At 68.9% G+C, this 20,353-nt stretch carries 21 protein-coding genes and 1 tRNA gene; 12 read left to right on the top strand and 10 right to left on the bottom strand.

Annotation, left to right across the window (positions count from 1 at the left end):
- The first annotated feature begins 481 nt into the window (after positions 1 to 481).
- The 10 genes from cmtR (at position 482) to V6S66_RS00985 (ending at position 9,921) form a co-directional block, all read left to right on the top strand.
- Positions 482 to 847, top strand: coding sequence for a Cd(II)/Pb(II)-sensing metalloregulatory transcriptional regulator CmtR (cmtR, locus tag V6S66_RS01030; protein ID WP_334204919.1), 366 nt, complete (start codon positions 482 to 484; stop codon positions 845 to 847).
- A 77-nt stretch (positions 848 to 924) separates the two neighbouring features.
- Complete coding sequence (locus tag V6S66_RS01025; RefSeq protein WP_334207204.1) at positions 925 to 2,889, top strand: heavy metal translocating P-type ATPase; 1,965 nt, start codon at positions 925 to 927, stop codon at positions 2,887 to 2,889.
- On the top strand, positions 2,886 to 3,338 hold the full coding sequence (locus tag V6S66_RS01020) for a methyltransferase family protein (protein ID WP_334204918.1): 453 nt from the start codon (positions 2,886 to 2,888) through the stop codon (positions 3,336 to 3,338). Before V6S66_RS01025 ends, V6S66_RS01020 begins: the two co-directional genes overlap by 4 nt.
- Positions 3,339 to 3,456: 118 nt before the next feature.
- Positions 3,457 to 3,816, top strand: a complete 360-nt coding sequence (locus V6S66_RS01015; RefSeq protein WP_334204917.1) for a BlaI/MecI/CopY family transcriptional regulator — start codon at positions 3,457 to 3,459, stop codon at positions 3,814 to 3,816.
- Entirely contained in the window at positions 3,816 to 4,754 is a 939-nt protein-coding gene (locus tag V6S66_RS01010; RefSeq protein WP_334204916.1) for a M48 family metalloprotease, read from the top strand. The genes V6S66_RS01015 and V6S66_RS01010 overlap by 1 nt, the downstream gene beginning before the upstream one ends.
- Positions 4,755 to 4,792: 38 nt before the next feature.
- Entirely contained in the window at positions 4,793 to 5,461 is a 669-nt protein-coding gene (locus V6S66_RS01005; protein WP_334204915.1) for a DsbA family protein, read from the top strand.
- Entirely contained in the window at positions 5,458 to 6,291 is an 834-nt protein-coding gene (locus V6S66_RS01000) for an SURF1 family cytochrome oxidase biogenesis protein (RefSeq protein ID WP_334204914.1), read from the top strand. The genes V6S66_RS01005 and V6S66_RS01000 overlap by 4 nt, the downstream gene beginning before the upstream one ends.
- 17 nt (positions 6,292 to 6,308) lie before the next feature.
- Positions 6,309 to 7,871, top strand: coding sequence for a cytochrome c biogenesis protein ResB (gene resB, locus V6S66_RS00995; protein ID WP_334204913.1), 1,563 nt, complete (start codon positions 6,309 to 6,311; stop codon positions 7,869 to 7,871).
- A 125-nt stretch (positions 7,872 to 7,996) separates the two neighbouring features.
- On the top strand, positions 7,997 to 9,475 hold the full coding sequence (gene lnt / locus V6S66_RS00990) for an apolipoprotein N-acyltransferase (protein ID WP_334204912.1): 1,479 nt from the start codon (positions 7,997 to 7,999) through the stop codon (positions 9,473 to 9,475).
- On the top strand, positions 9,472 to 9,921 hold the full coding sequence (locus V6S66_RS00985; RefSeq protein ID WP_334204911.1) for a hypothetical protein: 450 nt from the start codon (positions 9,472 to 9,474) through the stop codon (positions 9,919 to 9,921). The genes lnt and V6S66_RS00985 overlap by 4 nt, the downstream gene beginning before the upstream one ends.
- Before the next feature lie 37 nt (positions 9,922 to 9,958).
- Here the strand turns inward: V6S66_RS00985 and V6S66_RS00980 are convergent, their stop codons facing one another.
- From V6S66_RS00980 to V6S66_RS00960, 5 genes are all read right to left on the bottom strand, one after another.
- A complete protein-coding gene (locus V6S66_RS00980) occupies positions 9,959 to 10,375 on the bottom strand; it encodes a bleomycin resistance protein (protein WP_334204910.1) in 417 nt (138 codons plus the stop codon).
- A 9-nt stretch (positions 10,376 to 10,384) separates the two neighbouring features.
- Positions 10,385 to 11,377, bottom strand: coding sequence for an arsenic resistance protein (locus V6S66_RS00975; protein ID WP_334204909.1), 993 nt, complete (start codon positions 11,375 to 11,377; stop codon positions 10,385 to 10,387).
- The gene (locus tag V6S66_RS00970; RefSeq protein ID WP_334207203.1) at positions 11,374 to 12,090 is read right to left on the bottom strand and encodes a MerR family transcriptional regulator; all 717 of its coding nucleotides are present in this window, start codon (positions 12,088 to 12,090) and stop codon (positions 11,374 to 11,376) included. Before V6S66_RS00970 ends, V6S66_RS00975 begins: the two co-directional genes overlap by 4 nt.
- 415 nt (positions 12,091 to 12,505) lie before the next feature.
- Positions 12,506 to 12,592: transfer RNA gene (locus tag V6S66_RS00965), tRNA-Ser, on the bottom strand.
- Positions 12,593 to 12,635: 43 nt separating this feature from the next.
- Positions 12,636 to 14,135 carry an alanine/glycine:cation symporter family protein gene (locus V6S66_RS00960; RefSeq protein WP_334204908.1) on the bottom strand — a complete coding sequence of 500 codons (1,500 nt, stop codon included), beginning with the start codon at positions 14,133 to 14,135 and terminating at the stop codon, positions 12,636 to 12,638.
- Positions 14,136 to 14,270: 135 nt separating this feature from the next.
- On the opposite strand from V6S66_RS00960, the gene V6S66_RS00955 reads away from it, so the two are divergent.
- Entirely contained in the window at positions 14,271 to 15,488 is a 1,218-nt protein-coding gene (locus V6S66_RS00955; protein WP_334204907.1) for a S1C family serine protease, read from the top strand.
- A gap of 131 nt (positions 15,489 to 15,619) precedes the next feature.
- Here V6S66_RS00955 and V6S66_RS00950 read toward each other — a convergent pair whose 3' ends face one another.
- From V6S66_RS00950 to V6S66_RS00940, 3 genes are all read right to left on the bottom strand, one after another.
- Positions 15,620 to 16,480 (bottom strand): aldo/keto reductase, encoded by an 861-nt coding sequence (locus V6S66_RS00950; RefSeq protein WP_334204906.1) that lies wholly within the window; start codon positions 16,478 to 16,480, stop codon positions 15,620 to 15,622.
- Positions 16,481 to 16,551: 71 nt separating this feature from the next.
- Positions 16,552 to 17,163: a CE1759 family FMN reductase gene (locus V6S66_RS00945; RefSeq protein WP_334204905.1), complete on the bottom strand. Its 612-nt coding sequence runs from the start codon at positions 17,161 to 17,163 to the stop codon at positions 16,552 to 16,554.
- Positions 17,160 to 18,269, bottom strand: coding sequence for a CE1758 family FMN-dependent luciferase-like monooxygenase (locus V6S66_RS00940; RefSeq protein WP_334207202.1), 1,110 nt, complete (start codon positions 18,267 to 18,269; stop codon positions 17,160 to 17,162). The genes V6S66_RS00945 and V6S66_RS00940 overlap by 4 nt, the downstream gene beginning before the upstream one ends.
- A 184-nt stretch (positions 18,270 to 18,453) precedes the next feature.
- Between V6S66_RS00940 and V6S66_RS00935 the strand changes: the two genes are divergently transcribed.
- Positions 18,454 to 18,822, top strand: coding sequence for a hypothetical protein (locus tag V6S66_RS00935; protein WP_334204904.1), 369 nt, complete (start codon positions 18,454 to 18,456; stop codon positions 18,820 to 18,822).
- A gap of 13 nt (positions 18,823 to 18,835) precedes the next feature.
- Here the strand turns inward: V6S66_RS00935 and V6S66_RS00930 are convergent, their stop codons facing one another.
- Entirely contained in the window at positions 18,836 to 19,801 is a 966-nt protein-coding gene (locus tag V6S66_RS00930; RefSeq protein WP_334204903.1) for an MsnO8 family LLM class oxidoreductase, read from the bottom strand.
- Positions 19,802 to 19,849: 48 nt separating this feature from the next.
- On the bottom strand, positions 19,850 to 20,311 hold the full coding sequence (locus V6S66_RS00925) for a nucleoside deaminase (RefSeq protein ID WP_442885876.1): 462 nt from the start codon (positions 20,309 to 20,311) through the stop codon (positions 19,850 to 19,852).
- Positions 20,312 to 20,353 lie beyond the last annotated feature (42 nt).

Below are 20,353 nucleotides of genomic sequence, written 5' to 3'. Positions count from 1 at the left end.
CCGAGGTGCGGACGGAGTCCGGTCGGGACCGAAAGGATCGTTCGGACCTGTCGTGCCGCGAGCCCCAGGTACCCGTCCGACCGCCGAGCGGACGCAACCACGAGCGCGAGAACGACGAGCAGGCAGGTGATGGCCAGGCACAGCACACCGACGTCATGACCGCCGACCGCACCTCGATCCGAGGCAGGCTCCTGGTCGGCGACCGTGGACGTCGCGGAGGACGGGACGTCAGCGGCGACCGGCTCCTGTTGCGGCGAGGAACCGGAGCCGACGGCCAAGGCCAACGCCAGGAAAAGTGCGGTTACGACGGTAGCCGTCCGAAGCCTCTGCACACGCAGCAGCGCGAGGGGTCCGGGACGTGACATACCGCGACAATACCGAACGAGGTCGACATCGCGTCATCCGGCAGTGACCACTCCTACAATTCGTAGGACTCGCGCCTGGCATGACCATTGGTCAGCATCTGATGTATGGTCACCGCATGCTGACCATTGCAACTCGCGTCGACGTCATGAATCGTCTCGGTCGGGCGATGGCCGATCACACGCGGTCGAGGATCCTGCTCGACCTGCTCGAGCAGCCCGGATATCCCGCTGTCCTGGCCGAGACCCTGGGACTGACTCGCACCAACGTCTCGAACCACCTTGCCTGCCTGCGGGGCTGCGGCATCGTGGTGGCGGTGCCCGAGGGCCGCCGCACCCGGTACGAGATCGCCGACCCGCACCTCGCTCGCGCTCTCCAACAGCTCATGACGGCCGTCCTGGCTGTTGACGATGGCGTGGCCTGTGTCGACGACGCCTGCGGCGTGCCGCTGTGCTGTGGTCCGGCCGAGCAGGCGAGCCGGTGAGCAAGGAGTGCTGCGGGCCGCCAGCCGTCGAGGGCGAGCTCGAGTCCGCGGGTCACCTCGCCGACCGCCACGAGGCGATGACGCCGTGGTGGCGCGACCGCTCAATGGCCCTGCCCGCAGCATCCGGCACGATGATCGCTGCCGGCAGCCTCCTGCAATGGAACGGCGCCGACCAAGCCGCACCCGCCCTCCTGTGGGGGGCACTGCTGGTCGGGGCCTGGACCTTCGTCCCCGGAGCGCTTCGTCATCTCGCGCGTGGATTCCTCGGCGTCGGCCTGCTGATGACGATTGCCGCGATGGGTGCCGTGACCCTGGGCCACATCGGTGAGGCCGCGGCACTGGCGTTCCTGTTCTCGATCGCAGAAGCACTCGAGGACCGCGCGATGGACAAGGCCAAGCACGGCCTCGGCGCTCTGCTGTCACTGATCCCGAGCACGACCCGCGTCGTGCGCGACGGGCAGGACGTCGCGATCGAAGCCACAGAAGTGCAGATCGGCGACGTCCTGCTCATCGGAGCCGGTGAACGGATCGCGACCGACGGGGTGGTCACGACGGGCCGCTCGACGGTCGACGCCTCTGCCATCACCGGGGAGTCGATCCCCCTGGAGGTCGGCCCCGGTGCCGAGGTGCTGGCCGGGAGCGTCAACGGAAGCGGCAGCCTGACCCTGCAGGCGACGGCGGCCGGCACCGACAACTCCCTGACGACGATCGTCAGGCTCGTCCAGGAGGCCCACCAGCGCAAGGGCGACCGCGCTCGCCTCGCCGACCGCATCGCCCGCCCCCTCGTCCCAGTCGTGCTCGTCACCGCCGCACTCGTCGCGGTGGTCGGCTCCTGGCTCGGAGAGTCCTCGGTGTGGATCGAGCGCGCCCTCGTCGTCCTCGTGGCGGCCTCGCCGTGCGCGATGGCCATCGCGGTGCCCGTCACGGTGATCTCCGCGATCGGCTCTGCGAGCAAGCTGGGCGTGATCATCAAGTCGGGCGAAGCCTTCGAGCAATTCGGCACGATCCGGCAGGTCGCCTTCGACAAGACCGGGACCCTAACGCGCAACCGACCTCAGGTCGTGACCGTGCTGACGACCGACGACACCACCGATGCCGAGGTTCTCCGCGTCGCGGCGGCCCTGGAGCGGACCAGTACGCACCCACTCGCCAGTGCGATCGTCGACGCGGGCGGGCGCACCCTCACCGCCACCGACGTCGAGGAACTCCCGGGACACGGCATCACCGGGACCATCGACGGCATCGCCCACGCCATCGGCCACCACCGCTGGCTCTCCCCCGGCGCGCTCTCGTTCGCCACCGACGCACTGACCGATGACGGCATGAGCGTCGTCGTCGTCCACCGTGACGGACAGGTACAGGGAGTGATCGGCGTGCGTGACGAGCTGAAGCCCGAAGCCGCCGAAGCCATCGCCGACCTCGCGTCCGCGGGCATCACCGCGGTGATGATCTCCGGCGACAACTCCCGCACCGCGCGCGCAATCGCACGCGACGCCGGCATCGAGACCGTCCACGCCGAGCAGTTCCCCCAGGACAAGGCCGACGTCGTCGAGACGATGCGTCGCCAAACGCCAACCGCAATGGTGGGCGACGGCATCAACGACGCGCCAGCCCTCGCGGCCGCGACCGTCGGCATCGCCATGGGTGCGACCGGTTCCGCCGCTGCCGTCGAATCGGCCGACATCGCCTTCACCGGACACGATCTTCGTCAAATTCCCGCGGCAATCGCACACGCCCGACGAGGCCGCCGCATCATGACCGGCAACATCCTCCTCGCGCTGGCCATCATCGTCGTCCTGTTCCCGCTCGCACTGTTCGGCGTGCTCGGGCTTGCCGGAGTCGTGCTCGTCCATGAGGTGGCCGAGGTCGTCGTGATCGGCAACGGGCTGCGGGCCGCGCGTCTGCGCGGTCTTCGCCGCGAGGAGGCCTCACCGCTCCCGGCCACCGCCAACTCGGTGTGCACCGACGGCTGTTGCACGACGGGCACACCCACGCCGCTCCTCACCATCGCTTCCGCCTCGAGAGACGAGGTGACTCGATGACGCGCCGACCGCCACCGCTCGCCGTGGCGGCCGGCGCCGTTGTCGCGCAGTACATGATCGGACCGGCCCGGCGCCCGACCAGGTCGTCGAGGATCGCCGCGGCCGCCGTCGCCGTCGGCGCCGCTGCCCTCCTGGTCAGGCCCATCGTGGCCTTCCGACAGGCAGGAACTACCGTCGACCCTCGCGAGCAAGCCGCCAGCGACACACTCGTCACGACCGGCGCCAACGCCATCAGCCGCAACCCGATGTACGTCGGCATGGCCGGGCTACTGACCGCTCGAGCCATCGCACGACGCAGCATGCCGGCACTGCTGCCAGTCGTCGCCTTCGTGGCTTGGATCGACCGCGTCCAAATCCCAGCCGAGGAACATCACCTGCAGCAGCGATTCGGAAACGAGTACGAGCACTACACGGCCCGCGTACCCCGCTGGCTACGACCCCTGCCGTGACATCGCGCGGGTAGTGGTTTCGGTCGGGCCGGAGCGGCGAGCAGGTGAGGTGGGTCCCGTCGCTCCGACCCGATGTAATCTACGTTACTACGTACTGTAGAAATTCGAGGAGGACGGCATGCGCAGCTTCGGCGATCTCGAATCGCGCCTCATGCAGACACTGTGGTCGTCACGCGACGGCCTGACCGTGCACGAGGTCATTGACCGCCTCGAGACGCCCGTGGCCTACACGACAGCCATCACTGTGATCGAACGCCTTCGGGCCAAGGGATGGCTGGCCCGGGAGAAGGAGGGTCGGGCCTTCCGGTACGTCGCCACCCGCAGCGAGTCTCAGTACGCGGCTTCCCTCATGAGCGAGGCCCTCGACGAGGTTGACGATCGCACCGGAGCGCTTCTGAGCTTCGCCGACCGGCTCAACCCCGATGAGGCTCGCAAGCTCCGCGAGGCTCTCGGTCGACTCGGATCCGAGGAAGGCTGATGTCGCTGATCGTCGCGCTCGTCCTGCTGGTGGTCGCTGTCACGAGTGCCTGGACCATCGACAGATCGCTGCGTGGAGCTCGGTGGGTCGAGGCCGCCCCCGGCCGCGCGTTGATGGTCTGGCACCTCGCGGCGATCTCCCTGGGCGGCGGCGTGATCGCCGCGGGCGCCTTGCTGACCCACGACGTCCTCGAGCACGTCATGTTCCGAGCCACTGGCGTCTCGGAGGACGAGCTTCATCGGGTCTACGCCGGCGGCGTCGAGCTGAGCCCTCTCTGGAACGCAACGGCCGCGATAGTCCTGGCCGGGATGGGCGTGCTGGTCTTCCACGCGGCCGTAGCGACGGTCACCACCAGCCGCAGTCGCCGCCGCCTTCACGAGGCGCTCGAGCAGAACGTGACGACGGCAGCCGACGGGTGCGACGTCGTACCGAGCGAGCGGCTCTACGCCTACTGCATCCCGGGGAACGCGCGGCGCCGTTCGCGAGTCGTGATCTCGACTGCTGCGCTTCAGGTCTTGAGCACCGGGGAGCTCGCGGCTGTCATCGCGCACGAGCGCAGCCATCTGCGCCGCCGCCACCACCGGTCAATCGCCGCTGCGGAAGTGTTCACCCGAACCGCTGGACCGCTGCGAATCCTTCCGAGCTACGGCGCCGAGGTGCGACGGCTCGTCGAGCTCGAGGCCGACGACGATGCCTGGCACGACGCCGGGCGGATGTCACTGGCGCGAGCACTCCTGGCCATGGCTAGTCCTCAGCACCCCTCCGGCAGCCTCGCCATGGGAGCGTCCGCAACGGGCGAGCGGATCCACCGCATGCTGCTCACGCCTCAGCACGACCGCCGTCTCACCTCAGTGCTGGTCGTCCTGGCAGTGGTCGCTGCTGTCATCCCCCCGGCGACGATCGGCTTGCCGGCCCTGTACCTCGCGCTCGGCGCGTGACCGTCCAACATCTCCCCCACACCCACTCTGGAGACCCTGTGAATCGCCCCTCTCGCCGGCCCGTCATCACCGCATCCATCGTGGCCGTCTGCGTCGCCGTGCTCGGACTCTTCGTGGTGCTCGAGGTCAGGAGCGCACCGGAGGTCTCCGAGAGCTCCGGAGCCGAGGACCCGCGCATCGTGCGCGCCGACAGCCACGTCCTTCAGGAGGCCCCCGAGGGCTCGCCCGTCCTTGTGGAGTTCCTCGACTTCGAGTGCGAGGCCTGTGGAGCCCTGTACCCGGCGATCGAGCAGCTCCGTGAGGACTTCGACGACGAGGTGAAGTTCGTGGTCCGCTACTTCCCGCTGCCCAGCCACCTCAACTCGCGCAATGCCGCGCACGCAGCCGAAGCAGCAGCACGGCAGGGTGAGTTCGAGGCGATGTACCGGCTCCTGTTCGAGACCCAGACCTCGTGGGGAGAGAGCCAGGACGATCAATCCCCTCTGTTCCGCACCTACGCCGAGGAGATCGGCCTCGACCTGGCCCAGTTCGATGCCGACGTCGTCAGCGAGGACGTCGCGGCCCGGGTCGAGGCCGACTTCCAGGACGCCCAGTCCCTCGGCCTGAGCGGCACCCCGAGCCTGTTCCTCGACGGCGAGGTGATCCAGCCCCGCACGCTGGGCGACTTCGAGGACGCACTCGAGCGAGCCGTCGCCGCCGCCGGATGAGTCGCTATCGCCGAGGGCTCGGCGAGCTGCGGTTCCTCGTGAGTCGTCGCTGGATCGGGTTCGGCATCTTCGTGATCGTCCTGGCCGGCGTGTGCGTACAGCTCGGGGCCTGGCAGTTCGACAAGCTCGCCGCGCGTGAGGACCGCAACGCCTTGGTCGCCGAGCACCTCGCGATCGACCCAGTGGAGCTGAACTCCGTGGTCCCTGCCGGCCAGCGCCTCGATCCCGATCAGGAATGGACGGTCGTGACCGCGACCGGACGCTACGACCTGGACCGACAGGTGACGGTCAAGTACGTCAGCCGCGACCGCCGCCCCGGCGTGGACGTGCTCACGCCCTTCGTGCTAGACGACGGCACCGCGCTGCTCGTCAACCGGGGCTTCGTCGAGACGCTCCGATCCTCGACAGCTCCGAAGGAACTCCCTGTGGCAACGTCGGCGACTGTCGAGATCACCGGATGGTTGCGTCCCAACAGCGGCGCGACAGGCGACGCAATTCGCGTGAACGACACCCAGGTCCGCGCCATCTCCAGCGACGGGCTCGCCGATCACGTCCCGTACGAGCTCCGCGACGGGTACCTCAATCTGCAGGCCCAGAGCTCCGGCGCCGGGGTGCTCGACCCGGAGCCACGTCCAGAGCTCGGCCCGGGGACCCATTTCGCCTACGGCCTGCAGTGGTGGTTCTTCGGCGCACTCGCCCTCACCGGCTTCGTCTGGTTCGCGCACGCCGAACGCCAGGACCGACGCAAGCGTCTCACCAAGTCACTACGGCCGGTGGCGGGCTCCGGGACCACATCGGACGAGCTGCACGACCTCCAGAGCAGTCGATGACGGATCGACCCAGAGACATGGCTCGCGCACTCTCACCACGCGAGTTCCTCCGGTGGATCTGGGGCCAGCTGACCTCGATGCGGACGGCTCTGCTCCTGCTGCTGCTCCTCGCGGTGGCCTCGCTCCCCGGCTCATTCATCCCCCAGCGCCGGGTGGACTCCCGAGCGACACTGGCCTTCGAGTCCCGCAACCCCGAGCTGTCGCCGTGGCTCGATCGACTCGGCCTGTTCGACGTCTACAGCTCACCGTGGTTCAGCGCCATCTACCTGCTGCTGATGGTCTCGCTCATCGGCTGCATCATCCCGCGTACTCGGGTGTACCTGCGGGCCCTGCGAGCACGTCCACCGAAGGCACCGAAGCGGTTCTCCCGACTGCCGGCTTCCGGGTCGTTCTCCACGACCGCCGACGTCGATGCGGTCCTCGCCGCGGCCCGCCAGACCGTTCGGCGCGGACGGATCGACATCGTGACCTCGGTCGCCCCTGGCGGCGCGACAGGAGAGCTGCGAGCCGAGCGAGGCTACTTGCGCGAGCTCGGCAACCTGGTGTTCCACGTGAGTGTCGTGGTAGTCCTCGTCGGCGTCGCGATCGGTTCCCTCCTGGGCTACCGGGGCGCGGTGATCGTCACCGAGGGCCAGACCTACGCCAATGCGCTCACCCAGTTCGACGAGTTCGATTCAGGCACCTGGTTCGATCCCGAGGAGCTACCGCCCTTCTCGCTCGAGCTCGACGACATGATCGCCGAGTTCGATGTGAGCGACGGACCGCAACGGGGTGCGCCGCGACTGTTCGAAGCCACCGGGACGTATCGGTCTTCGCTCGACGGGCCGACCGAGGACTTCTCCGTCCGCGTCAACAACCCACTCGCGATCGGGTCGACGAACGTCTTCCTCGTCGGGCAGGGCTACTCGCCCGTCATCACCGTGACCGATCCCCAGGGGGTCGTCGTGTTCGACGAGGCGGTCCCGTTCCTGCCCGAGGGACCCACTTACACCTCGGGTGGAGTGGTCAAGGTCGCCGACGCCCAACCCGAGCAGATCGGCATGCAAGGCTTCTTCCTCCCTACTGCAGCACGCACCGGAGAGGACGACCCCTCCGTGTCGGTCTTCCCTGCCGCAGCCAACCCTTACATCGCCCTTCAGGTGTGGACCGGCGATCTCGGCCTCGACGACGGGGTACCGCAATCGGTATACGTGCTCGACAAGAGCAGGATGACCCAAGTCCTCGACGCGAACGGCGCGCCCTTCCGCATCGAGCTGCAGCCGGGGCAGTCCACGACCCTCCCGGACGGCACCACCGTCGCGTTCTCCGAGCTGAAGCAGTTCGCCCGCTTTCAGATCGCCTCCGCACCACTCGCGCTGGTCCCCCTCGCCGGCGTATCCGTTGGGCTCGGTGGGCTCATGCTGTCCCTGTTCATCCGACCGCGGCGCACCTGGGTGCGTGCGACGTCGGACGGCACGACCACCGTCGTCGAGGTCGGCGCGCTTGATCGCGTCCCACGCGACGGCCTCCCCGAAGACCTCACGGGCTTCATCGATCGCCTCGCCAGCGCACTAGACAGCCCGGCAGGACGAACGCCGTGACCGAGTCATCCGATGGGGCCCGCCGAGGGGGGACGGGAGCGCTCACGACGACTGAACGTCGCCGAGCTCCTACGAACCTGAAGTCCGGTGGGCTACGTACGCTGCCGATTGCTCTCGCCGGAGGCGTGGTCGCCGCCCTCGCGTTCGAGCCCGTCGGCCATGGCTGGCTCGCGCCTCTCGCGATGGCCATGCTCTGGATCGGCGCGACAAGGTCCCACTGGCGCGCAGCCCTGCTCCATGGCGCCTGCTTCGGTTTCACCTTCATGGGAGTACTCCTGTGGTGGCTCGTGGACTCGATCGGTGCCGGGGCGTGGGCGCTGCTCGTCGGGACGCAGTCGGTGGCGGTCGTCGCAGCAGCCGCGGGTATTCACGCAGTCAGTCGCCTTCCTGCGGGACCGGTGTGGGCGGGCGCGGTGTGGGTCCTCGTCGAGTCGACGAGAAGCGCCTGGCCTCTCGGCGGACTGCCCTGGGGGCGATTGGGCATCACCGCGATCGACATGCCATGGGTGACCCTGCTGCCGTACGTGGGAATCCCCGGCACCGGGTTCGTGGTAGCTTCGGCCGGGTTTGCTCTTGGAGGACTGGCGACCCGCCACAGAGGCTCAGATTTTGTCGTGGTCGCAGCCGTCGTGGCGTCGTTCGCGGCCACGGTCGCGCCCTTCGTGGCGCCACACGAAGGCACGTTCCGAATCGCGGTGGTCCAGGGCGGCGTACCGGGCGATGGCCGCGACGTGGCGGGTAGTCACCGACAGGTGACGGCCAACCACGTCCAGCAGACCGAGGAGCTGGCGCAACGCATCGCGGCAGGCAGAACACGGGCACCCGATCTCATCGTGTGGCCGGAGAACTCCACGGCGGTGGACCCCGTGCGGGATCGAGCGACCCGCGCCGTGATCGATGAGGCCGTATCCGCGGTGGGCATCCCCACACTGATCGGCGGCATCTTCGAGGGACCAGACGACGCCACGGCATACAACCGTGGCATCGTCTGGCTCCCCGACGGCGAGACCGGACCTGCGTACACGAAGACCCACCCCGTCCCCTTCGGCGAGTACATTCCGTGGCGCTCTGTCATCGGCGGCTGGTCGTCGCGGTTCCAGCTGATTCCACGGGACTTCCTCCCCGGCTCCGGTGAAGGACCCCTCGACGTCGCTGGCGTCAAGGTCGCCGATGCCATCTGTTTCGACGTCGCGTACGACGACGTGTTACCCGACCAGGTCCGCCGCGGTGCGCAGCTGGTCACCGTGCAGACCAGCAACGCGACGTTCTACGAGACCTACCAGCCCGAGCAGCAGTTCGAGATCACGCGGGCCCGCGCGGTGGAGCTCGGCCGCAGCGTCGCAGTGGCGTCGACCAACGGCATCTCCGCCATCATCGACCCGAGCGGCCGGGTGCTCGTTCGGTCAGCCGAGGGTTCCGGGGCCGTCGCGATCACCGACGTGCCGATCGTCGATGCCATCACCCCGGCCGTTCGCTTCCAGACCCGGCTGACGCTCCTGCTGGGCGGCCTCGCGATCGGCGGGCTCCTGTGGTGCGCCGCGAGAAGTTTTCGGCGGCGCCGCGCGAACGTCGGTCTTGCTTCGTACCGGCCGCACGACCGTTGACCAGCACCATCCGCAGCATCGAATCCGCAAGTGCCTCAGGCGCATCGAAGGAGAAGAACCGAATGAAGAACTTGAGAACGCGGCGCTGGATCGTCTCTTCGGCACTCGCGGTGCTGACGGTGGTCTACGCACTCGACCAACTGCTCACGCTCGAGTGGCCCGGTGACGCGGTCTGGCCGCTACGCCTCGTTCTGCTCCTCGCCGCCGTCGTGGTCGCCGGCATCGCCTTCCACACGTGGAGCACCGGCTTGCCGCAGGCGCCGCGGCCGCTCGCCGCCATGATCACGTCGCTGATCGGCGGCGCCAGTCTCGCGTCGGCAGTCACCTCTGGAGGCGATGACACGGTCTTCGGCAGCGGAGCGCTCGCGGCAGTGTCGCTCGTCGCCCTCGCGTTCGGTGTCATCGTGCTCAACATCGACGGTCGTGAACAGGGCAACCGATCCTGACCACCCGCGGTGCGTCTTGAAGCCGACCGGCCTCCCCTCAGGAGGTGCGGCGGGCGAAGAAGGTCAGCAGGTTGCCCTCGAGGTCGAGGGTGGCGAATTCGCGAGTACCCCAATCGGTGTCGACGGCGGAGCCGTGATCGGTCGGATGCAGCACTCCGGCCTGGCTCAGCTCGGCATAGAGCGCATCGACGTTGTCAACCTGGATGCGGCAGCTGGCCGTGCCGGCGATGAACGACTCAGCGCCCGAGCAGACCGGTTTACTGACGAAGTCCGTGCGGTCCCGCCAACTGTCGTCGCTGCTGGCCCAGAGGTGGATCTCCGCGTCGTCGCGGACTAGCTTGGCGAACCCGTCGTCGGCATGAACCACGCTGAAACCAAACTTGGCCGAGTACGAGGCCGTGGCCGCGTCGATGTCCTGGACCGGTAGCGCCGGTATGGCTGAAGAGAGTCCCATGTCTGATTGTCACGCAGAACGGGCAGCCTCGACAGGATCCGGCAGGATCCGGGGAATCACACGGGTGTAGACGACCATGCCGACGAGCTCGACGAGTGTCTGGGTGACGACCACGAGCGGAACCAACGCAAGCTCGGCCGGAAGTGCGAGGGCCAGGGGCAGGACGACGAGGGAGTTGCGGGTGGCGCCGCTGAAGGTCAAGGCCCGGGCAGCCGGGACGTCGAGCCCACTCCGGATGGCGACCAGTCGCCCGAGGGGCGCCATGACGACGAGGAAGGCGACGTAGATCGGGAGGACCTTCAGCACGGTCGAGAGGTCTCCGTGCTCGAGCGTCGCGACCTGGGAGGCGATGACCGTGGCGAGCACGATCATCATGAGCGGCACCATCGTCCACGCCGCGACATTCTGGGCGCGTTCGACCGGTGGCGACCTGCGGACCAAAGCCTGAACAGCAGCCGCTGCAGCAAGGGGAATCACGATCAGGACGACGAGCGCCTCGACGAAAGGTTCCGGATCCACGACGTCCACGACGTCGCGGCCGGCAAAGGCCCAGAGGTAGGCCGGGAGCAGGAGCATCTGCAGCAGCATCAGGATCGGTGCAGCCGCGAGCAGTCGTTCGTGTGCGCCACCGGCGAGGTCCGTGAACACGATGACGTAGTCGATGCACGGCGTCAGCAGCACCAGCAGCACACCGACCAGCAGTGCCTCGTCGGCGGCGACGAATCGCGACAGCCCGAACACGACCACCGGGACGACGAGGAAGTTCAGCACCAGTAGCGAACCGAGGAAGCGAGCGTCCTTCGCGGCCCGGCCGATCGCGGCGAACGGCACTCCGAGGAACGTCACGAACAGCAGGGCCGCGATCGCCGGGTTGATGAGCGACCCCGCATGCTCGGCAGCAGGCGCTAGGAGACCGACCACCACGGCGCCGGTGATCGCCGCAACGTACAAGGCGACCTGGTGACGTTCGGCCCATCCGACCGCTGCCGGGGTGGAGGTCACGCGGCCGTCTTCGGCAGGTGCGCCAGAAGCATGTCGTGGGCGTGTGCAGGGACCTTGATGTCCAGCTCGACCGACGTGCCGTGTAGGCGGAGGGTGAAGTCGAAGAACGGGCAGCACTCCTGCTCGGCCGCGGCGAGGGCAGCGACCTGCGCCAGGAGCGACACCGGCAGCTCGACCGAAGCCTGACCAACGGTGACGACCGGAGTAGCGCCGGCGAGGACCTCGCGCCACTCGGCCAGACGTTCACCCATGTCGGAGCCGAGCGAACACGCCACTGGGACCGCCTCGGGCTGAGCTGCCGCGACCGGCGCCGGCTCGATCGAGAGGAACGCGCACGACGGGTCGCACCGCTCATGGCGGTCGGGGAGCTCGTCGAGCCGGACCAGGGCGGTCTGCATCTTCTGGCGGACCAGCTCGAGATCGGCGAATGCCTGGTCGACGTCGGCGATCCTCGCCGAAAGCACCGGCCGCAGGTGTCGACGCACGTTGGCGCAGCTGTCGTCGGACCACACACGAAGCACCGCGCGGATCTCCTCCAGCGACAAACTGAGTCGCTTGGCCATCGAGATGAACGACAACGTCTCCAGCACCGACTCGTCATAGACCCGGTAGTTGTTCGGCAAACGCTCCGAGACCAGCAACCCCTCGCTCTCGTAGAACCGCAGCGTCGTCGCCGCCACGCCGGACCGCTCGGCCACCTGGGAGATCCGCATCTGGGTCACCCCTAGAGCCTAAACATTCAAGCCCACTTCAAGGCCAAACCAACCCGTACTCCAACACCCGTCCCCGTACCGGCCGCGTCCGCGGCTACGGGACTGCCTTCGGACCTCGGCCAGCGCCTTCGGCACAATCGATGCCTCGAGATCACCTCGCGAGGAACGGTCCCCAGAGCGACAACCGACATACATCGACTGGCTCGGATTCGACGCGATGCTGCTAGGAATGTGGGCAAAATGTGGGCACAGAATCGGTCTCCCGTTTGGGCCCGGCGGCTCATGTGCCCTGCGATTTCAGGCGATTCTACTGATCAGAACCCGCTAATGGCGGTGGTATTTCAGCCCACAACCACAAACGAAAAGACCCCCGGAAACACTGCAATTGCAGGCATTTCCGGGGGTCTTCGTCACGCGGTGGCGGTGGGATTTGAACCCACGGTGGGTTTGACCCCACACATCATTTCGAGTGATGCACCTTCGGCCGCTCGGACACGCCACCGCCGAGGATCTTACGTCAGCAAGGCTCCCGGCCGCGAACGGGGTCAGTCGACGCTGTCGGCGCGGACGAGGCGACCCTCCGAGCGGTCCGTCCAGTACTCCTTCAGCTCGCGGCGCACGATCGGCAGCAGCAGGTACAGGCCGAGGATGTTGACGAAGGCGCAGATGAACAACATCGAGTCGGCCAGCGAGAGGACGTCGCTGAGCGTCACGACGCTGCCAGCGACGGTGAAGAGCAGGAAGACGACCTGGAAAGTCCGCTCCTTGGCCAATGACCGGCCGAACAGGTAGGTCCAGGCCTTCTGCGTGTAGTACGACCACGTGATCAGCGTCGAGAACGCGAACAGCGCGACCGCGACCGCGAGCACCTCTGGGAACCACGGCACGACGGTGGCGAACGCGTCGGAGGTGAGCACCACGCCGTCGGGGTTGGGCGTCTCGCCGACAGCGGCGGAGGCGCGGGCGTCGAGGAACGACTGGGGCTGCGCGATCACGATCGCGAGCGCCGTCATGGTGCAGATGATCACCGTGTCGATGAACGGCTCCATCATCGACACCAGGCCCTCGGTCACGGGCCGGCGCGTCTTGGCCGCCGAGTGCGCGATCGGGGCCGATCCGACGCCCGCCTCGTTGGAGAACGCCGCCCGCTGGAAGCCGATGATCAGCACGCCGAGCACACCGCCGGTGACACCCTCGGGATTGAACGCACCGGTCACGATGTCACCGAACGCGCCGGGCACCTTGTCGACGTTGACGATGATGACCGTCAGGCAGGCGATGACGTAGACCGCGGCCATCGCCGGCACCAGGCGACCGGTCGTCGCACCGATCGACTTCATGCCGCCGATGATCACCAGACCGACGAGCACGGCGAGCACGATGCCGAAGATCAGCGCGGCCGTGTCGCTGCCGAGGAAGCCGTCGTCGCCGCCCGTCACGTTCTTGGCCTGGGCGTACGTCTGGTTGGCCTGGAACATGTTGCCGCCGACGGCACCGAAGAAGAAGATCGAGATCGCGAAGACACCGGTCAGGATCGCCGACGGCGCCTTCCCGAACCGGGCGAACGCGACCGGCAGGTAGCGGAACGGACCGCCACTGACCGTGCCGTCCTCGTGCTCCACCCGGTACTTCACGCCGAGCGTGCACTCCACGAACTTGGTGCACATGCCGAGCAGTCCGGCCAGGATCATCCAGAACGTCGCACCCGGTCCACCGAGCGACACCGCGACCGCGACACCGGCGATGTTGCCCAGTCCGACCGTGCCGGAGACCGCCGAGGTAAGGGCCTGGAAGTGCGACACCTCGCCGGGGTCGTCCTTGCTGCCGTACTTGCCCCGCACGAGCGCGATCGCGTGGCCGACGCCCCAGCCCTGCACCCCCTTGAACGTGATCGTGAAGATCAGCGCTCCGAGCACCAGCCAGCCCACGATCAGCGGGAAGCTCGTGCCGCCGATGCTGACCTCGGCGAACACCACGGACGACACCGCCTCGGCGACCGGGGCGAACACGCGGTCAATTCCAGACTCGATGTCAGAGACGTCCATCACACCACCTCACCCCACGGGGCCCGATCCGGCAACAGCAAGCGCCGTCAATTCCTCGTAAATCTTGCGGATCGTCACAGGGTGAGCACAGTCGCGCGCGGTTCGCTGGAGCTACCGATCAACAGGAGCAGCCCCGTGAGCGACGAGACGACACCCCGGCCCGAGACGCACGGCGACCAAGGCGCCGCCCCCCTCACCCCGCCGCCGGCGCCCCCTGCCGCGGCCGCACCGACGCCGCCCCCGCCGTTCGATCGGCGCCCGACCAGCACCTCGACCCACGCCGGCCTGGCCGCCGCGATCGTGGGTCTCGGGGCCGCGATGGTCCTGGGCGTCACCGGTGTCGCCCTCGCGATCACCGAGGCGCGCGACGACAGCAGCACCATCGCGATGCCCGGCCTCGTCGAGCTGCAGCCGGGCGACGACAGCCAGACCCAGAACGCCAGCTCCCTCGCCACCGACGCGACGGCGGCGCAGGAAGAGGGCCTCGTGTACATCAACACCGTCGTCGGCTACGGCGACGGTGGCGGTGCGGGCACCGGCATGATCCTCACCTCGAACGGCACGATCCTCACCAACCACCACGTGATCGAGGGCGCCACGAGCATCGAGGTCGAGGTCGTCAGCACGGGCGAGACCTTCGAGGCCGACGTCGTCGGCCACGACGACTCCGCCGACGTCGCGGTCCTGCAGCTCCAGGGTGCCTCCGACCTGACGCCGGTCGACCTGGACCGGAACGAACAGGTCGCGGTCGGCGACGAGATCGTGGCCGTCGGCAACGCGAACGGCGACGGCGGCGCGGCCAGCGCCGCCGCCGGGGTCGTCACCGACCTCGACCTGACGATCACTGCGCGGTCCGCCACCGGGTCCGAGGAGCTCACCGGACTGATCGAGGTCGACGCCGACGTCGTGTCGGGGGACTCCGGCGGTGTGCTGCTCGACGCCGACGGCGAGGTCATCGGCATGACCACCGCCGCCTCGCAGGGCCAGGCCGACATCGTCGGCTACGCCGTGCCGATCGACGACGCCGTCCGGATCGTCCGCCAGATCGTCGCGGGCGAGGCGTCCGACACGATCCACATCGGCGACAGCGCCTTCCTCGGGGTGCAGCTCGACCCGCAGTCGCAGCTGCCGCTCGTGGCGGGAACGCTCGAGGACTCCGCGGCGGCACAGGCGCGGATCCCGGCCGGGAGCACCATCACGGCCTTCGACGGCACGCCGGTGGCCACGGCCGACGAGCTGTCCGACCTCATCGCCGAGCACGCCCCGGGCGACGACGTGACCGTGACGTGGGTCGACGCGAACGGTGCCGAGCAGACCGTGACGGTCACGCTCGGCACCGGCCCGGTGGGCTGAGTCGAGGCCCCGGTGGGGGGGTGTGGGGGTGGCTTCGAGGCTCGTCGCCGAGAGCTCCTCACACCTCAACCACCGGGGCTGAACGTGAAGCGCCCCCCGACCCATGGTCAGCGGGCGCTTCGCGGTGGTGATCAGACGGCGGCGGTGAGCGCGTCGACCTCGTCCTGGCTCAGCTCCAGCGCCGCGGCGGCCACGTTGTCCTCGAGGTGGTCGACGCTCTTGGTGCCGGGGATCGGCAGCACGACGGGCGAGCGGTGCAGCAGCCAGGCCAGTGCGAGCTGCGACGGGCTCGTGCCGTGGTCGCTCGCGAGCTCGGTGAGCGGACCGTCGGTCGCCGCGAGCTCGCCGGTCGCGAGCGGGAACCACGGGATGAACGCGATGTTCTCGGCCGTGCAGTGGTCCAGCAGCTCCTGCGCGTCACGGTGCGCCAAGTTGTAGAGGTTCTGCACCGACACGATCTCGGCCGTCTTCTGCGCCTCCTTGAGCTGCGCGACGTCGACCTCGCTCAGACCGATGTGGCGCACCTTGCCCTCGTCCTGCAGCTCCTTGAACGCGCCCACCTGGTCGGCGACAGGCACCTCCGGGTCGATGCGGTGCAGCTGGATCAGGTCGATCCGCTCCAGCCCGAGCCGGCGCAGGCTCAGCTCGACCTGCTGCTTGAGGTAGGCGGGGCGGCCGACGGGGATCCACTCGGCGGGGCCCGTGCGCGTCAGGCCGGCCTTCGTCGCGATCACGACGTCGTCGGCGTACGGGTGCAGGGCCTCCTTGATCAGCTCCTCGGAGACCGTGGGGCCGTACGAGTCGGCGGTGTCGAACAGCGTGACGCCGAGCTCGACCGCTCGGCGCAGCACGGCGATCGCGCCGTCACGGTCCTTCGGCCATCCCCACACCCCGTCGCCCGTGATCTGCATGGCGCCGTACCCGAGACGGTTGACGGGGAGGTCGCCTCCCAGGGCGAAGGTTCCTGCGGCGGACGCGGTCGGCTGGTTCATGCAAGCTCCTGTGGTTCGGGTACGCCGGTGTTCAACGCACCCGAGCCGAAGATGCTTCCGGCCGGAACGGGCTAGTCGCGACGCGGGTCGGAGATGCTCAGCATCGTCTCGCTGAACAGGTCGATGTCGTCGCTCGCGGACCGGCCCGAGCCGGACCCGCCGAGCAGCGACACCATCTCGCCCACCGCACGCTCGACCCGCGACTCGAGTGCGCCGGCGCCCGCGCTGCCCCAGTCGTGCGGGGAGGCGAAGACACCGGTGGGCACGACGACGGCCTGCAGGTAGGCGAACAGCGGTCGCATCGCGAAGTCGAGCGCGAGCGAGTGGCGCGCCGTGCCACCCGTGGCGCCGAGCAGCACGGTCTTGCCCACCAGGACGTCCTGGTCGATCGCGTCGAAGAACGCCTTGAACAGACCCGTGTACGACGCCTTGTAGACCGGCGACACCACGACGAGCCCATCGGCCTGCGAGACCAGGTCGTGCACGTGCTGCAGCCGCGGCGACGCGAACCCGGTGATCGACGCGTCGATCACGTCGTGCGCCAAGGGGCGCAGCTCGACGGTCTCGATCGAGACCGCCGCGTCGGCCCGGGTGATCGCCGAGGCGATCTGCCCGGCGAGCAGCGTGCTGCTCGAGGCGTCGCTGACGCCCGCCGAGACGACGACGATCCGTCGCGTCGTCATGCCGTGACCTGCTCCCCGACCGGCGCCGCGAGGGCCGCGTCGCGCGCGGCCACGCGGGCGGCGTGGGTGGGCGCGTCCGGCACGTCGGTCGGACGGCGCGCGTCGAACTCCGCGCGCAGGGTGGGCAGGACCTCGCCGAGCATGTCGAGCTGCTCCAGCACGATCTTCTGCGGCAGGCCCGCGTGGTCGACGAGGAAGAGCTGGCGCTGGTAGTCGCCGAAGAAGTCGGCGAACGTCAGGGTCTTCTCGATGAACTGCTGCGGGCTGCCGACCGTGAGCGGCGTCTGCTCCGTGAAGTCCTCCATCGACGGGCCGTGGCCGTAGACCGGGGCGTTGTCGAAGTAGGGGCGGAACTCGTTGACCGCGTCCTGGCTGTTCTTGCGCATGAAGAACTGACCGCCGAGGCCCACGATCGCCTGGTGCGGCTGGCCGTGGCCGTAGTGCGCGTAGCGCTGGCGGTAGAAGTTGATCAGCCGGATGTAGTGCTCCTTCGGCCAGAAGATGTTGTTCGCGAAGTAGCCGTCGCCGTAGTACGCGGCGAGCTCGGCGACCTCGGGGGTGCGGATCGAGCCGTGCCACACGAACGGCGCGACGCCGTCGAGCGGGCGCGGGGTGGCCGTGAAGCTCTGCAGCGCGGTGCGGAACTTGCCCTCCCAGCTCACGACGTCCTCGTCCCAGAGGCGGCGCAGCAGCTGGTAGTGCTCGATCGTGAGCTCGACGGCCTTGCTGCCGTCGTAGCCGAACCACGGGTAGACGGGCGCGGTGTTGCCCCGGCCGAGCATGAGGTCCATGCGACCGTCGACGAGGTGCTGCAGGGTCGCGTAGTCCTCGGCGAGGCGCACCGGGTCGTTGGTCGTGATGAGCGTCGTCGACGTCGTCAGCAGCAACTTCTCGGTCTGCGCGCCGATGTGCGCGAGCGTCGTCGTGGGGCTCGAGGACATGAACGGCGGGTTGTGGTGCTCCCCCGTGGCGAACACGTCCAGGCCCACCTCCTCGGCCTTCTTCGCGATCTCGACGGTGTTCTTGATGCGCTGGTGCTCGGAGATCGTCGTGCCCGCGACCGGGTCACGCGTGATGTCACCGACGGTGAAGATGCCGAACTGCATGCTGGTCATGGCACAAGCCTCTCACGTAGTAGTTCATGTTTCAACTACTCAATCGCCTGCGGTATTCCCCCGCGGTGGTGCACACGCGGCGTATGTCCACAGGCCTGGCCGACACTGCGGGCGCACGTCCGAGGCCCGTCGTAGCGTGCTGGTCAACGCCCCACTGCTGTTGCAGACTGAAGGAATGGTGACCGTGGACGCCGAGCAGCTCGTCACTCTCGTGACGTTTCTCGCCACGTCCTTGGGCGTGGTGGCCTATCTGAGCCGCAGCCTGACCCTCGGTCTCGCGACGCTCGGGGAGCGCATCGACCGGCTCGAGGTCCGCATCGACCGGCTCGAGGTCCGCATCGACAAGCTCGACGCCCGCATCGACGGCCTCGACAGCAAGATCGACCGAGTCGAGGCCAGCCTCCGCGACGAGATGCGCGCCGGTTTTGCGTCGATCGACACCCGCTTCGTGGCCATGGAGAGCCGCTTCACGACCCTCGAGTCGCGGCTCTACGACCTCGCCACGCGCGTACCGGCGGCCGCCTCACCGCCAGCCGCGTCCTGACCGTCCTCGCGGTTCACGCCACGAGGTCGCGCAGCAATCGATCCGACTCCAGGAGCGCGTCGCGGTCGTGGGTCGAGGTCGACGCCATGAGCTCGTCGGCACCCGTGCGGGTCTCGAGCTCCGCGAGCGCTGCCCGCACGGTCGCCGGCGATCCAGCCACGGCCTGGCCGAGACCCTTCTCGACCCGGCGCCGCAGCTGGTCGTTCCACGGCTGCGCCCGGATGGCCTCGACCGACTCCAGCGGCGGGAACTCACCGGTCTGGCGTGATCGCGCCATCGCCCAGACCTCGGGCAGCGCCAGGTCCCGAGCCGCGGCGTCGTCGGCGGCCACGGTGACGTCGAGCGACACCGTCACGTGCGGCTCGCGCGCGTGGTCGCTCGGCCGGAAGTCGCGCCGGTACTCGGCGAGCACCCGCCCGATGTCGTCGCCCCACAGCACGGGGCCACCGATCACGACCGGCAGCCCCAGCTGCGCCGCGACCTGGGTGCCACGGCCCGTCGCGAGGAGCGAGACCGGCACGACCGGGTCGACGACGGGGTGCACGGTGACTGCCCCTGTACCGGTCAGCAGTGCGAGCAGCTCGTGAAGGTCGTCCTCGTAGGTGTCGGCCTCGACCTGCCGCAGCGCCTCGCGCACCGGGGCGGTGAAGCCGAGCGAGCGGCCGATGCCGAGGTCGACTCGACCGGGGTTGAGCGCCTGCAGCATCGCGAACTGCTCGGCCACGACGAGCGGCTGGTGATTGGGCAGCATGACGCCACCGGACCCGATCCGGATCGCCTGAGTCGCCGCACCGATCGCGGCGAGGAGCACCGCGGGGGCGCCGCTCGCGATGCCGGGCACGGCGTGGTGCTCGGCGACCCAGAATCGCTCGTACCCGGCCTGCTCGGCGTGCACGGCCCGGTCGACCGAGCCGGTCAGGCCCTCGGCCTCGGGTCGGCCGGCGCGGGTGCGCGAGCGGTCGAGCAGGGAGAGCCTCACACCATCGTCAACCGCCCGCGCCGCGACCCTGTTCCCTGACGATCCGGGTCAGCGGTGCTGGGCGAAGAATCCGGTCAGGAGAGCCGACGACTCCTCGGCCAGCACGCCGGAGACGACCTCCGGGCGGTGGTTCAGTCGCCGGTCGCGCACGACGTCCCAGAGCGAACCGACCGCTCCGGCCTTGTCGTCCCAGGCGCCGAACACGAGCGTGCCGACCCGGGACGCGACCACGGCTCCAGCACACATCGTGCACGGCTCGAGCGTCACGACCAGGGTGCAGTGCTCGAGGCGCCACTCCCCGCGAGCGGCCGCAGCATCGCGGATCGCGACGACCTCCGCATGACCCGTGGGGTCGGCGTCACGCTCCCGGGTGTTGCGACCGCGGCCGATGACCTCGCCGGCCGGGTCGAGCACGACGGCGCCGACCGGCACGTCACCGGACGTGAGCGCACCGCGGGCCTCGTCGAGGGCGAGCCGCATCGCGGGCTCCCACGCACCGGCGGCATCCATGTGCCGATCGTCCCAGACGACGCGCGCCCACGTGGGCCACGC

The organism is Aeromicrobium sp. Sec7.5, from assembly GCF_036867135.1.
Lineage (GTDB): Bacteria > Actinomycetota > Actinomycetes > Propionibacteriales > Nocardioidaceae > Aeromicrobium.
This window is presented reverse-complemented; position numbering and strand designations above follow the sequence as displayed.

Bases quoted from the DNA above. Each gene is read 5' to 3' on its own strand.
- V6S66_RS01015 (WP_334204917.1), top strand. From the start codon at position 3,457: ATGCGCAGCTTCGGCGATCTCGAATCGCGCCTCATGCAGACACTGTGG.
- V6S66_RS00970 (WP_334207203.1), bottom strand. From the start codon at position 12,090: ATGCGGATCTCCCAGGTGGCCGAGCGGTCCGGCGTGGCGGCGACGACG.
- V6S66_RS01020 (WP_334204918.1), top strand. From the start codon at position 2,886: ATGACGCGCCGACCGCCACCGCTCGCCGTGGCGGCCGGCGCCGTTGTC.
- V6S66_RS00945 (WP_334204905.1), bottom strand. From the start codon at position 17,163: ATGACGACGCGACGGATCGTCGTCGTCTCGGCGGGCGTCAGCGACGCC.
- V6S66_RS00925 (WP_442885876.1), bottom strand. From the start codon at position 20,311: ATGGATGCCGCCGGTGCGTGGGAGCCCGCGATGCGGCTCGCCCTCGAC.
- V6S66_RS00980 (WP_334204910.1), bottom strand. From the start codon at position 10,375: ATGGGACTCTCTTCAGCCATACCGGCGCTACCGGTCCAGGACATCGAC.
- V6S66_RS01025 (WP_334207204.1), top strand. From the start codon at position 925: ATGACGCCGTGGTGGCGCGACCGCTCAATGGCCCTGCCCGCAGCATCC.
- V6S66_RS00940 (WP_334207202.1), bottom strand. From the start codon at position 18,269: ATGCAGTTCGGCATCTTCACCGTCGGTGACATCACGCGTGACCCGGTC.
- V6S66_RS01000 (WP_334204914.1), top strand. From the start codon at position 5,458: ATGAGTCGCTATCGCCGAGGGCTCGGCGAGCTGCGGTTCCTCGTGAGT.
- cmtR (WP_334204919.1), top strand. From the start codon at position 482: ATGCTGACCATTGCAACTCGCGTCGACGTCATGAATCGTCTCGGTCGG.
- V6S66_RS00950 (WP_334204906.1), bottom strand. From the start codon at position 16,480: ATGAACCAGCCGACCGCGTCCGCCGCAGGAACCTTCGCCCTGGGAGGC.
- V6S66_RS01010 (WP_334204916.1), top strand. From the start codon at position 3,816: ATGTCGCTGATCGTCGCGCTCGTCCTGCTGGTGGTCGCTGTCACGAGT.
- V6S66_RS00960 (WP_334204908.1), bottom strand. From the start codon at position 14,135: ATGGACGTCTCTGACATCGAGTCTGGAATTGACCGCGTGTTCGCCCCG.
- resB (WP_334204913.1), top strand. From the start codon at position 6,309: ATGGCTCGCGCACTCTCACCACGCGAGTTCCTCCGGTGGATCTGGGGC.
- V6S66_RS00935 (WP_334204904.1), top strand. From the start codon at position 18,454: ATGGTGACCGTGGACGCCGAGCAGCTCGTCACTCTCGTGACGTTTCTC.